This is a genomic window from Embleya sp. NPDC059213, from assembly GCF_042754445.1.
In the GTDB taxonomy this organism is placed as follows: Bacteria; Actinomycetota; Actinomycetes; order Streptomycetales; family Streptomycetaceae; genus Embleya.
In genome coordinates this window covers 1-12,424 of sequence record NZ_JBHZAV010000242.1, presented here as the reverse complement: position 1 = coordinate 12,424, position 12,424 = coordinate 1, and the positions used below count along the sequence as shown (strand labels likewise).

Annotated in this window: 9 protein-coding genes and 2 pseudogenes; 7 read left to right on the top strand and 4 right to left on the bottom strand. The window is 70.3% G+C overall.

Features of this window, described 5'->3' with window-relative positions:
• Positions 1–334 precede the first annotated feature (334 nt).
• A complete protein-coding gene (locus ACFXMF_RS43190) occupies positions 335–958 on the bottom strand; it encodes a TetR/AcrR family transcriptional regulator C-terminal domain-containing protein (protein ID WP_360322379.1) in 624 nt (207 codons plus the stop codon).
• Between the two features lie 68 nt (positions 959–1,026).
• On the opposite strand from ACFXMF_RS43190, the gene ACFXMF_RS43185 reads away from it, so the two are divergent.
• The 4 genes from ACFXMF_RS43185 (at position 1,027) to ACFXMF_RS43170 (ending at position 5,785) form a co-directional block, all read left to right on the top strand.
• The gene (locus ACFXMF_RS43185; protein ID WP_379992697.1) at positions 1,027–2,496 is read left to right on the top strand and encodes an FAD-dependent monooxygenase; all 1,470 of its coding nucleotides are present in this window, start codon (positions 1,027–1,029) and stop codon (positions 2,494–2,496) included.
• Entirely contained in the window at positions 2,493–2,615 is a 123-nt protein-coding gene (locus tag ACFXMF_RS43180; protein ID WP_360322376.1) for a hypothetical protein, read from the top strand. Before ACFXMF_RS43185 ends, ACFXMF_RS43180 begins: the two co-directional genes overlap by 4 nt.
• Before the next feature lie 832 nt (positions 2,616–3,447).
• Positions 3,448–3,882, top strand: coding sequence for a hypothetical protein (locus tag ACFXMF_RS43175; RefSeq protein WP_379992698.1), 435 nt, complete (start codon positions 3,448–3,450; stop codon positions 3,880–3,882).
• 574 nt (positions 3,883–4,456) lie between these two features.
• Positions 4,457–5,785, top strand: a complete 1,329-nt coding sequence (locus tag ACFXMF_RS43170) for an NADH-quinone oxidoreductase subunit D (protein WP_360322370.1) — start codon at positions 4,457–4,459, stop codon at positions 5,783–5,785.
• A gap of 360 nt (positions 5,786–6,145) precedes the next feature.
• Here ACFXMF_RS43170 and ACFXMF_RS43165 read toward each other — a convergent pair whose 3' ends face one another.
• Positions 6,146–6,361, bottom strand: a complete 216-nt coding sequence (locus ACFXMF_RS43165; protein WP_379988989.1) for a hypothetical protein — start codon at positions 6,359–6,361, stop codon at positions 6,146–6,148.
• A 337-nt stretch (positions 6,362–6,698) separates the two neighbouring features.
• On the opposite strand from ACFXMF_RS43165, the pseudogene ACFXMF_RS43160 reads away from it, so the two are divergent.
• Positions 6,699–7,198 (top strand): annotated as a pseudogene (locus ACFXMF_RS43160) (DJ-1/PfpI family protein); the annotation flags it as partial.
• Here ACFXMF_RS43160 and ACFXMF_RS43155 read toward each other — a convergent pair.
• Positions 7,177–7,988: pseudogene (locus tag ACFXMF_RS43155) on the bottom strand (aldehyde dehydrogenase family protein); the annotation flags it as partial. The pseudogenes ACFXMF_RS43160 and ACFXMF_RS43155 overlap by 22 nt on opposite strands.
• Before the next feature lie 303 nt (positions 7,989–8,291).
• Between ACFXMF_RS43155 and ACFXMF_RS43150 the strand changes: the two are divergent.
• On the top strand, positions 8,292–9,734 hold the full coding sequence (locus ACFXMF_RS43150; RefSeq protein WP_379988991.1) for an erythromycin esterase family protein: 1,443 nt from the start codon (positions 8,292–8,294) through the stop codon (positions 9,732–9,734).
• A 1,027-nt stretch (positions 9,735–10,761) separates the two neighbouring features.
• Positions 10,762–11,190 (top strand): hypothetical protein, encoded by a 429-nt coding sequence (locus ACFXMF_RS43145; RefSeq protein WP_360322365.1) that lies wholly within the window; start codon positions 10,762–10,764, stop codon positions 11,188–11,190.
• 300 nt (positions 11,191–11,490) lie between these two features.
• Here the strand turns inward: ACFXMF_RS43145 and ACFXMF_RS43140 are convergent, their stop codons facing one another.
• Complete coding sequence (locus ACFXMF_RS43140; protein ID WP_379988994.1) at positions 11,491–12,003, bottom strand: barstar family protein; 513 nt, start codon at positions 12,001–12,003, stop codon at positions 11,491–11,493.
• Positions 12,004–12,424: the final 421 nt, after the last annotated feature.

The window sequence follows — 12,424 nt, the reverse complement described above, 5'->3', positions numbered from 1 at the left end:
CGGAGTTGTGTATAAGACACCCATATGTGCGGGCGGCACGACAGGGAATGGCTCCGGCCGCGGCGACGCGGCCGGAGCCATTCCCTCGCGTCCGTCGCGCGGGCAGTCCGCACGGCACGCCACGAGGCGAAAAGTGTGGATCCCGCGAGGGGCGCCCGTCCACGGATGCACCAACCCGGCTCCCGGTGGGGGCGGTTCGCCCGAGAGCAACGAATCCTTCTTGTCCGCGAGAGGGTGCGCTCCGTCGACAAGTCGGGCAGGGCCGGGTGTGCCGGGCGCAGGGTGCGCGGCCCGTTGCCGGTGCGACGTCCGGACGCCCCGGGCGGACGCGCTGTCAATCGGGGATGCGGGACAGAACCGCCTCCAAGCCGAAGGCGAAGCGCTCGTCGAAGTTCTGCCGGAGATGGGGCAGGACGCGCAGCAGCGCCGGGTGTGCGCCGCGTTCGACGGCCCAGGCGAGCCTCGCGTCGTCCTCCGCGCCCTCGGCCTGCTCCTCCTGGGCCAGGCCGAGGGTGAAGTAGTTGACCGTCCACGCCGTCCACGCCGCCTGCCGCTCATCGGCACCGGCTTCCAGGAACGCGTCGATGAGGCGGTCGGCGAAGCGCAGCGTGTTCGGTTCGGCCGTATAGGTGCCGGTGACCAGGGCGGCGCCGTCGCGATGGGCGAGCAACGCGTGCCGGTAACGGCCGACCAGTTCACGGGCGCGTGCCACAGGGGCGTCGGGCAGGTCGTCGTAGCGGATACCGGCGAGGACGGCGTCGGCCATCAGCTCCAGCATCCGCGCCTTGGTTTTCACGTGCCACAGCACGGTGTTCATCCGCACCCCGAGGCGGTCGGCGACCGCCCGGGTGGAGAGCCCGTCCAGGCCGCGCTCGTCCAGCACCCGGAGGGCGGCATCGATCACGGCGGCGCAGGTGAGCCGGCCAGCGGCGTCTTCTCCGGCTTGCTTCTTGGTCACTGACCTAGTTTACTCCATGCCAAGTATTGGTCACCGACCAAGAGTCTGTGTCGAGAAAGAAAAAGATCATGAACTATCAGGTTGTCGTCGCAGGTGCCGGACCCGTGGGCCTGTGGCTCGCCGGCGAACTGCGCCGCGCGGGCATCACCGTCGCCGTGATCGAGCCCCGCTCCGAACGCGACTCCCGCTCCCGCGCCCTGACCGTGCACCCCCGCACCATCGAGACCTTTGCCTCCCGCGGCGCGCATCAGCCCTTCGTGAGCGAGGGCATACCGCTGCCCGGAGGCCACTTCGGCGCCCTCGACTCCCGCCTGGACTTCCGTCGCCTGCCCAGCCCCTTCCCCCACACCCTCGCCCTGCCCCAGGAGCGCACCGAGGCACTGCTGGAGGGCCAGGCCCTCGACCTGGGCGCGCACATCCTGCGCGGACACGAGGTCACCGGCCTCACCGAGCACCCCGACCACATCGCCGTGCACATCGCCGGACCGCACGGGCCCTCCACCCTCCAGGCGGCCTACCTGGTCGGCTGCGACGGCGCCCGCAGCACCGTGCGCACCGCGGCCGGCATCGACTACCCCGGCACCCCCTCCACCGTGCTCGGCTGGCTCGGCGACGTGGTCCTGGACAACCCGCCCGCCCCCGGCTACAGCTACTTCGGCCCTGCGGGTGCCCTCATGGCCGCCCCCATGCCCGGCGGCATCCACCGCTTGGTCGGCATCACCCCTCGCGACCTCACCACCACCCGGCCCGGCAACCTCACCCTGGACGAACTGCGCGAAAACGTGGTCGCCATAGCCGGCACCGACTTCGGCCTGCGCGACCCGGCTTGGCTCTCCCGCTACGGCAACGCCACCCGCCTCGCCGACCAGTACCGCAAGGGCCGCGTCTTCCTCGCCGGAGACGCCGCCCACCAGCACTTCCCCGCCGGCGGCGTCGGCATGAACGTCGGCATCCAGGACGCCGCCAACCTCGCCTGGAAGCTCGCCGCCACCCTCGACGGCTGGGCGCCTGCGGGCCTGTTGGACACCTACCACGCCGAACGCCACCCCGTCGGCGCCGACCTCACCGCCACCAGCCGCGCCCAGGTGGCCCTGATGACCGCCTTCACCCCCGAAGGACTCGACCTGCGCGGCCTGCTCGCCCGGCTGATCACTACCCTGCCCGACCTCAACGACCACCTGGCCTCCCAGGTCAGTTCCCTCGCCGTCACCTACCCGCCCACCAACCCCGGCGACCACCCGCTGACCGGCACCCGTGCCCCCGACCTCACCCTCGGCGACACCGGCCTGTTCGCGCTGCTGCGCGTCGACCGCCACCTCCTGCTGGACCTCACCGACAGCGGCCGCCTCGCCGGGTACGCGCGCCGAGGACTGCACGTCCACACCGCCACCGCGTACCAGCCACCGGCCGAGTTCACCGACGTCCGCGCCGTCCTCGTCCGCCCCGACGGCCATATCGCCTGGGCAAGCGCAGAGCACGACGGCACCGCCCTCACCGACAGCCTCACCGTGGCCCTCGCCACCACGCACCGGAAGTGAGCCGCCTTGTGACCGCCCAGCGCATCGCCCCGCCCGGCCTGCCTGCCGCGCCCGGCTTCATCAGCCAACTCGTCGTCACCGGGGTCGGCGGGTGGGGAGCCGGGCCTCGCGGGCGGTGAACCGTCGTCGGCGGGTGGGCGAGGGCCCGGGATTCGTTCGGGGCGCGGGCACGGAGCCACACGGCGACGGCGCACGATCCGAGGACCCAGCCGCGCACGCCGACGGACCGTCGGATCGGCAGGCACCCATATCGGTCAGGTCCCGGGCAGGTTGACGAGGTAGCCGTTGGCCGTGTCTCCGCGCATCGACCGCCGGGTTCGCCGCCTGCCGATCCGCACGCCTTCGGGGAGGCTACGGGCACCGGACGACCACCCCCGCACGGCCCCCGAGCTCGACCACGCCACCACGAGGCCCTCGCCCCGAGCCCGATTCGTACGCGACACCCCCGTTCCGGGGCCACCGGCCGACGACGCCGGGAACTTCCCCGGATGAGCGCGCCGCAGGGCAGACGGTCGCGCCTTCGCGACGGATGCGGCCTGCCGCCTGTTCCCGGCCCCGTGTCGAACACCACGGATCCCACCCAACACCCACCGAACACGAACACCCCTGACCGGCACCGCAGTTCACCACACACCGAGTTCGGTGAGCAGTCGCTCTCGATCCCCACCGACGACCCGCCTCCGGTGCACCCCTGGTCGATCCGTGCGCGCCCCGGCCCGGGCCGGCGGTATGCGTCCGCCGCCGCGCCGCCGGGGTGTTGCGCCGCCTTCCCCCTGGGCTCGTGGCCCCGTTCATGGCGGGTGGTCGTGGTGGGGATGATGGTGTGTCGTGGTCGTTCACGGGCAACGACCGTGCTGTGGGGGAGGGTTCGGGGTGAGGTTCGAATCGGGTGGGTTTTCCGTTTCACAAGCTCCCGCGCCGGCTGGGAACTCGGCGAAATCCTCAACGCCCGTGGCCACAAGGCCCCGAAGGCCATGTACGGAACTCCTGCCCTTCCGCAACCGACACGGCCTCACCGTCGCGATCGGCGTGTACGAACTCGTCGCCCAAGCCGTCGGCGCCGACAAGGTCACCGCCGGCCGACTCCGCGAATCCCTCGCGCTGCTCCCGGGCGACCTGACCATCGGCGAGGACGCCCCGGCCGCCTTCGCCCAATCACTCGCCGGCGTCATCGAGGGAACACAGCCGCCCGCGCCCACACCGTCCACGGCACTCCCCTCGGCCCTCCAACGCGACGTCGACCGGCGGGCCGTCGCTCTCGCCGATCGGTTCGACCGCGGACGCATCCCCGCAGCGAAGTCCTGGTGCATCTGTCGGCCGCGTTCGCCGACGAGAGGCCCACGGGTCTTCGAGGCCGCCCTCGAACGCATGAAGACCGAGCACTGAAAACGCGAGGGCGCCCGGCCAAATGTGGTGGCCGGGCACCCTCGCGTACCGAAACCCGACACGTGAACGCCGACAACCGGCCCCGCGCCCGGTGTCCCGGCCGGGTGCCGCGGCGGCCTTGGCGGCGCGGTCGGCCCGCTCGAACGCGAGCTGAGAATCGAGCAGGGGCGGCCTCCGGTAGTTCGTTCGCCTGTTCGAGTCCGGGGTCGGCGGCATCGGCGCGCCGTCGGCCGACGCCGATGTCCGATGTCCGATGTCACTGCTCCTCGACCGTTTGCCACTGAAGCCGGAGGGCCCCGAGCCCGTCCGTGATCGGCACTGATCGCCTCCCCGGCTGGTCGATTCGAACCAGGGGGACTTCCGTGCGGTGTGATCGTCGGGGATTCGCCCGGGAGGCTTTGGCTGCGATTGCGTCGGTGAGGAGGGGGTAGCGGCGAGCCGAGGGTGCCTTCGCACGGGGGCGCGGTTGTCGCGGGGCCGCCGCTGTCCGGTGAGCGAGTTCGACTCGTCTTTCGCGTGCGCGGACAGGAAAGCGGTGGGGGCGAACATCCGACATCGGATCCGGGAGCCGGACATGGCGCACGGTAACAAGGATGAAGCCGACGACGCGGCACCCGTGCGCGAGGTGTATGTCGACGCCGGGCAGGATCTGGCCGACGCGGTCGTCGAGCTCGGCGCCGCGCCGGAGGAGCGCATCGTCGTCAATCTGGGGCCGCAACATCCGTCGACGCACGGAGTTCTGCGGCTCGTCCTCGAACTCGACGCCGAGCGGGTCGTGCAGGCGCGTCTGGGTATCGGGTACCTGCACACCGGGATCGAGAAGAACTGCGAGTACCGCAACTGGACCCAGTCGGTCATGTTCGTGACGCGTGCCGACTACCTGATGCCGGTGTTCAACGAGGTCGTCTACTGTCTCGGTGTCGAACGTCTGCTCGGCATCACCGACCAGGTCCCCGAACGTGCCCGGGTCATCCGGGTGATGCTCATGGAGCTCAACCGGATCTCCTCGCATCTGGTCGCCATCGCGACCGGTGGCATGGAGCTGGGTGCGCTGACCGTCATGACGTACGGCTTCCGCGACCGCGAGCTGATCCTCGACGTGTTCGAAGCGGTCACCGGGATGCGGATGAACCACGGGTACGTCCGGCCCGGCGGTCTCGTGCAGGACCTGCCCCGCGGGGCCGAGGCACAGGTCCGCGAACTCCTGCGGATCCTCCCCGAACGGCTGGGCGACTACGAGCAACTCCTCGACGACAACGGGGTCTTCCGGTCTCGGACCGTCGGCGTGGCGTACCTGGACATCACGGGTTGCGTGGCGCTCGGCGTCACCGGGCCGATCCTGCGGGCCACCGGGCTGCCGCACGACCTGCGCAAGACGCAGCCGTACAGCGGGTACGAGGACTACGAGTTCGACGTGCCGACCCGCGACGGCTGCGACGCCTACGACCGCTACCGGGTGCGGGTCGCGGAGATGCGGCAGTCGCTGCGGATCGTCGAGCAGTGTCTCGACCGGCTGCGGCCGGGCCCGGTGATGGTCGCGGACAAGAAGATCGCGTGGCCCGCGCAACTCTCGCTGGGACCCGACGGGCTCGGCAATTCGCCGGAGCACGTCGCCACGATAATGGGCACGTCGATGGAGTCGCTGATCCACCACTTCCGGCTGGTCACCGAAGGCTTCTCGGTGCCGGTGGGCCAGTCGTACACCGCCGTGGAGTCGCCGCGCGGTGAACTCGGCTGCCACCTGGTCTCGACGGGCGGATCCCGGCCGTACCGCGTCCACCTGCGGGACCCGTCGTTCGCCAACCTGCAAGCGGTGGCGGCGATGGTCGAAGGCGGCCTGGTCGCCGATGTCGTCGCGGCGCTGGCCAGCACCGATCCGGTCCTGGGCGGTGTGGACCGCTGACGGCGGCGCGAGTGGTACGGCCGCCCAGCCGAACCGGTCGAGGTCGACCCCGGCGGGGCCCGGGACTCGGGCAGGCCGTGCCGGTGCGTTGTTCGGCGTCGGCCGTGAGTACCCGGGTTCCGTCGGTGTCGGCGCGGACCGAGTCCTTGCCGATGCGTGGGCGGCGCGGCCTATATCCGGGGCCGGCCGGTCTCCGAGGGGGACGCGCCCCTCGCGGGGTCCTTCGCACGGGCTCGTCATCGGCCCGCCCGGCCGGTACCGACCTGCAGTACGACCCCCGCGCGCAGGTCGATCGTCGTGCTGCCCTCGGGAGGTTCGCGTGATGGCGCAGAGTCCGAGCCGTTTCGGTTGCCGGGCCAGCTAGGCCGTTGCCGGCTTGAGCGGCGTCGCCGGCGTCCGGGGCGTGGCCGGGATGGCGGTGAACAGTGCGTGGACGGTGGTGCGGACGTGGTCGGCGACGAGGTCCGGGGTGGACGCGTCGAGTTTGCCGTCGAGGTGCAGGAAGGCCAGGCCGTGGACGCGGGACCCACCCGGTGCGCGCCCTGCTCTGCGAGCAACGCCTGCAGCGGCGGGCATTGCGCCGGTACCGCGCCTGGCTGCCCACCGCCCGGACCGCCTCCGCCGCGGCCTCGCGGCCCGGGTCACGGGGCCGGAATCACGCCGGATCGTGACCGATCGCCCACAGGCACACATCGGCAGATGACGGTCGCAGGCAGCGGTGCCGGGGCCGCGCGGATGCGGGCATCGGCCCTGTTCCGAACGTGTGGGCGAACGACATGACCAAGGTCCTCTTTGTGGTGTCCGCAGCTCGATCGGCGTACCGGCGGCGGCGCGGCGAACTCGCCGATCGCGTCGCCGCGGTCACCGGACTCGCGCTCGTCGGGGTGGCCGCCGGCCTGCGGATCGTTGGACGCTGCGGAACGGGGAAGTGCACCCCTTGGGCTTCCAGTGCGAAGAGTTGGCGATACCGCACAAGATCTCCACCGGGGCGGGGTGGGAGACCACGATCGCCACCCCCGGGGGAAAGGCGCCGACTCTGGACCGGCTCAGCATGTCCTGGACCGCCGGTTGGCCGGCCAGGTTGCGCGAGGTCGCCCGCTACCTGGACGCGATCAGGATCGAACTGGACGACCCCCGGTCGCGGGCGATGTCGACCCGGACGCGTTCGACGTGGTGTTCTACCCCGGCGGGCACGGACCGATGGAAGAGCTCGCGGTCGATCCGGTCTCGGGGGCGCTGCTCACCCGGGTGCCGGCCTCCGGCAAGCCCCTCGCGTTGCCGTGCCACGCGCCTGTCGCAGCGTTCGCGGCACCGAGCGCCGACGGATCGTGGCCGTGCGCCGGGTATCGGATGACCGGCCTGTCCAACGTCGAGGAGAAGTTCAACGGCTTCGGCCGCAAGGCCCGTTGGCTGCCGACGGTCGCTCCTTTGGCGACGGCGTCGTCGATGTGCGCGGTGACGGTGGTCGGTTGGGACGCGGTGGTGAGGCTGCCGACGTCGATGCCGTAGTCGTACGAGGCGCCGATCCTCGGTTTCTCGGTGCGGGCGACGAACGCGGCGACGAACCGGTCGCGGACGGACTCGGCCACGTACAGGCGCTCGATGGAGACGCAGAGTTGGCCGGCCGAGGGGAAGCACCCGGTGACGGCGCCCTCGGCCGCCTTGTCGATGTCGGCGTGGTCGAGGACGATCATGGCGTTCTTGCCGCCGAGTTCGAGGGACGCGCCGATCAGGCGTGCACCGGCGTCGCCGGCGATCCGGCGTCCGCTCGCGGTGGAGCCGGTGAACATCATGTAGTCGGCGTTGTCCATGAGCGCGCCGCCGATGGAGCCGGGGCTGCCGCCGACCATCTGCCACACGTCGGTGAGCAGGCCGGCCTCGTGCATCAGGTCGAGCGCCCACAGCGCGGTGAGTGCGGTCTGGGTGTCGGGCTTCTGGACCACGGTGTTGCCGACCATCAGTGCCGGGATGGCGTCGCCGGCGGCCATGCTGAGCGGGTAGTTCCAGGGGGAGGTGACGGTGACGACGCCTTGGGATGGCGTAGTTCGGTGGTGTGGGTGAGCAGGGGGATCGCGCCGCGGCGGCGCTTGGGCTTGAGGAGCCTCGTGGCGTGCTGGGCGTAGTAGCGGGAGGTGACGGCGATGTCGGTCACCTCCAGGAACGCGTCGCGGCGGGTCTTGCCGCTTTCGGCCTGCATGAGATCGGCCCCGCGCAGGCGGGGATGGTGCCTACACCGGCGAACGGAGATGGTCCCAAGGCGATCGACGGCGTGATCGACTGGATCCGATCGGCCCCGCGAACGCGGGGATGTTCCTGGATTGGATCGGGTGTCACTTTGAAATCACGTTGCGGGGAGCGCGGCGCCGGGTGGCCTGTCCTCGGTGGCCGTCGTTGCCTGCGGGTTTCCGGATGGTGTGGGTACTGGGGGTGTCGCATCGAGTGGTACTGGAGTCCTGGGCCTCGCGAACGAGGCGCCGAGCGTGGTTGGTTGCCTAGCGTCTGAGTCATGGGATCACACCTTTTGCGATCGCCCGAGAACGCCGACATCCCGGTGGCCACTCGCCGTTGTGGGCCGAGGTCGGGGCGGCTGAGCCGAATCCTGCTTCCGGTCCTGCCGTTGCTGTGCCTGGCGGCAGCCGTCTCGGGGACGCCCGCTCAGGCCGCGCCGGCTTCTTCGGCGGTGTCCGCCGACTCCTCCTCGTCGCAGGAGGATCCCGCGCGCGCCTTGGCGCGTACCGCGCACCCGCTGGGCAGCACCGTCCCGGGCGGCTCCGACGCGGATCTGCGGGCGTTCGACAAGATGATCCGCGGCGCGGACGTGGTCGGCGTGGGCGAGGCGACGCACGGGTCGAGCGAGTTCTACACCGTCAAACACCGCCTCTTCCGGCACCTGGTGGAGCGCCAAGGCTTCCGGAGCCTCGCCCTGGAGATCCAGTGGAGCGCCGGGGTGCGCCTGGACGAGTGGGTCCGCCACGGCAAGGGTGACCTGGACACGATCATGGACGAGGAGTTCCAGGCCGGCGGCGGCCTGTGGAACACCACCGAGACCCGGGACCTGTTCCGGTGGATACGAGCCTGGAACCTGCGCCACCCCCAGAGCCCCGTCCGCGTCGCCGGGGACGGCCCCGAGTTCGTCGGGCCCGCCCTGTTCGACACCGTCACGTCCTACGTCGCCCGCACACGTCCCGACCTGCTGTCCGAAGTCCGACGGCTGTACCGCGAGTCCCGACCCACGGCCTCCATGGAGGAAACCTTCAACGCGCGCCTGGCCCTGCCCCTCGCCGACCGCACACGCATGCGCGAGGACACCCGGCGCGTTCTGTCCCTCTTGGAGTACCGTCCCGCGGGCATCCCCGCCAAGGAACACGACCTCATGCTCCAACACGCCCGAGCCATCGCCCAGAACGCCACCCTGTTCGGGTTCGACATCGCCAACGACGCCGCCGCCGCGTTGACATACCGCGACCAGGTCATGGCCGACAACACCGCCTGGTGGCAGCGGCACACCGGAACCAAGGTGTTCCTCTCCGCCCACAATTCCCACGTCGCCGGCGAGAGCGCGGTACCCGAGAGCCAGCCGAAGACGCAGGGGCAATTCCTGCGCGAACGGCTCGGAACACGCTACGTCAACGCCGGGTTCACCTTCGGCCGAGGATCCTTCAACGCCATCGACCCCACCGCTTCCGGCACGACCTGGCGCCGCGTCGACATCGGCCCCATCGGCGAGGGCAGCGGGGAGAACACCCTGGAGAAGGTGTCCGGACACGATTGGTACCTCGACACGCGCACCGCGGCCCCCGGTACCGCCCGCAACTGGCTCACCGCCCCCCACCCCATCCGGAACATCGGCGCCTCCTGGCCCGTCGACGCGTACGAGAACACCCGGCTGCGCTCCACCTACGACATCGTGATCCATCTCCATGACATCAGCGCCTCGCACCGGCGCTGATCCACCGCCGGATGCCGGGACCCATCGTCCCGTTCACCCTGCGGCCCCGTGCCGACGCTCACGCCGAACAGCCCCGGGCCGGGAACCGTGCCCGTCCGCGACGCCGGTCCCCGCCCGGCGAGCCCGTCGAGGCCGCAGGCACAACGGGTGCGCATCCCGACAACTCCCGCTGTCGGCGCCGGCGCGTCGTCGTGATCGGCGGCACCGACGTCAACGACGGTGAGACGTGTTTCGCCGCCATGCCACGTCTGCGCCCGGTGGCCTCGACTCGAGAACACCGGGCCGGGCGGACGGATATCGAGGCCATGACCAGGCCGGCGACGAGTCGGCCCCGCGAACGCGGGGATGCTCCTTCGTGGATCCCCTGAACGGCCACGGCGACGTGGTCGGCCCCGCGGAGGCGGGGATAATCCGGCGAAAGGCCCGGAGTCAGGTGACGAGTTCCCGTCTCAAGCTCGCCGCTCGACCGGCCCCACCAGGGGACGCAGCGGGAACGGGAGATTATCGGGCCTGCGGGGTGCGGCGGTGACGGCCGGATGCTGCGGGCGGTGGTGGACGGTGAAGTGGTGGTGAGGCCCGGACACGATCGATGGCGTTCGGGCCACGCTGCACCCGACGAGGCCGTTGCTCGGGCGGTGGCGAGTGCAGCCGCAGACGAGGTTCGTGTTGTAAACGGCGTGGTTACCCCGGAGGAGCTCCACGCGGAGTATGCCGCCGCGGACGGTACACGGCGCCGTGCCATCGAGGCCGAGGCACGTCCCGCCCGACCGGGAGACCCGCGATGAGCCACCCACGTGCGGTACGGCCCGCAGGCGGGCCGGGAACGCGGCGCCCTGCCACCGGGCGACAGGACGAACTCGACACGGGCGTGCAGGCCATGGCGGACGATCCCTGCGGACACGGGTCCGTGCAATCGTCTCCGCGTGCTTTCGCCGCGACGAGTATGGGAAGGCTGATGCGTATGGCGCCGGGGGATGACGAGGCCGAGGCGAGAGAACTCGTCCGGCGTGCACACGAAGTGGGGCGTGTGGCAGGGCGGGATCAGTGGCAGGCGTTCCTGCGGCAGATCAGCGGGGGGCGTTGGGGTCGGAGAGGCGGCTGGGCAGTCGTTCCACAGTTGGACACGCCGTGGCAGGACACGATCTCCGGCGAACGGGCCGGTTGGCGTCAACGTGCGGCGAACCTCCACGGCGAGTGGGTGTTCGCCGTCGACTATCTGATCTGCCGCCGCTGTGGCCTCGGCTGGGTGGAACAACCTCACACCCTCCCGGGATATCAGCGGTGCGGCCTGGCCTCGGCGGGCCTGGCCGTCCTGCGCGTCGAGCATCCGGATTTGGCGTGGCACACACTCGGCGGCCACCTCCGCGACTCGGAACCGTTCTGGAGCGCGGTCGGATCCACTGCCGCCGGAGGTTACCGACAACGAAAGCTGTGCCCACACACCGATCGGCTCTGACCACCCCGGTTCCGGCTCGGCGATACGGGGCCGAGCGGTTGTCCGCGATCGAGGAAATCCCCCGCCCGCCAGAGCTTCCGCCGCGGTCAACGCCGCGACAACCACCAGCCCCCGCCGACCATCACGCGCGTCTGTGCCACGAGTCACCCGCTGCCCGTGAGGCTGCCCACACACCACCGCGACCGACAACCAACCATCACTGACACCTGCGCGGAGCCCAGACCCGCAGAATCGCTCCGGCGGGGCGGATACCAACAGGTCAGGTCCCGAGTCGGGGCAACGGTACGCAACCATCGGCAGCTACCACTCACCTACGTACAGGTTCACGACGCGCCGCGGGACCACCGGCTTGAAAACGGAAATGAACTCCGCAGTGGTCTCCAACTCCATGACACACCGCATGAATTGCCGGAGATCGCGACGGTGCATCCCATCGAGCCCGCGCACGACGGTGACCACCGGTTCCTCGCCCGCCACGACGAAATCGGAATAGCAGTCGGTATAGGCGGGCCAATTCTCCCCGAAGTAGTCCGGGAAATCGTACGTTCGGGCCAACGCCTGCAGCAGGTCGAGTTCCGAACCCCCTTCGGGGACATCCACCTCCAACCGGATGAAGCCGGCCGCGATGAATCTCCCGACCATGGTCTGCGCCGTGGATTCGTCGACCAGGTACGGCCTGTCCTCCAGCGCAGCCAGGACATCCGTCCCATCGTCCCACCTGCGCAGCCTGCGCCGAGCACCGACGACCCACGGGTCCGTGGAATCCTTCGGCGCGTTCTCCAACCTTTGCCAACTACCAAGACTTCCGATCACAATTGCAGCTCTCCCTGATTTTGATCCACGACCCAGGCTTGTAGTGCGGTGTGTACCACACCTCACCTTGACGCCCGAAAACCAACCTCCCCTGACCGGTGCGCGTTGCCCCCGGAGCGGTGGGGAAGATGTCCGACTCGCGCCAATAGCCCTGAGGCTTGTCCTGGCCGCGTCCGGGTATGTTATGGCCTCGATACACCCCGGGGGCGTCCGGCGAGCCACCCTGTAGAACTCCGGCAGGCGGGCCTCCCGTCTCATCAAAGCTTTTCACAACACCCGAGATGTCGTCGTGCATCCAGTCGTCGATGCCGCCAAGATTTACTTCCGGACAGGGTCCTGAGTTGTGTACCAGGGCGGAGCTGGTTCCTGTGACGACGTAGTAGGTGTGGGTGTCGGCGACGGTGAGGTTGTGTACGCGTTG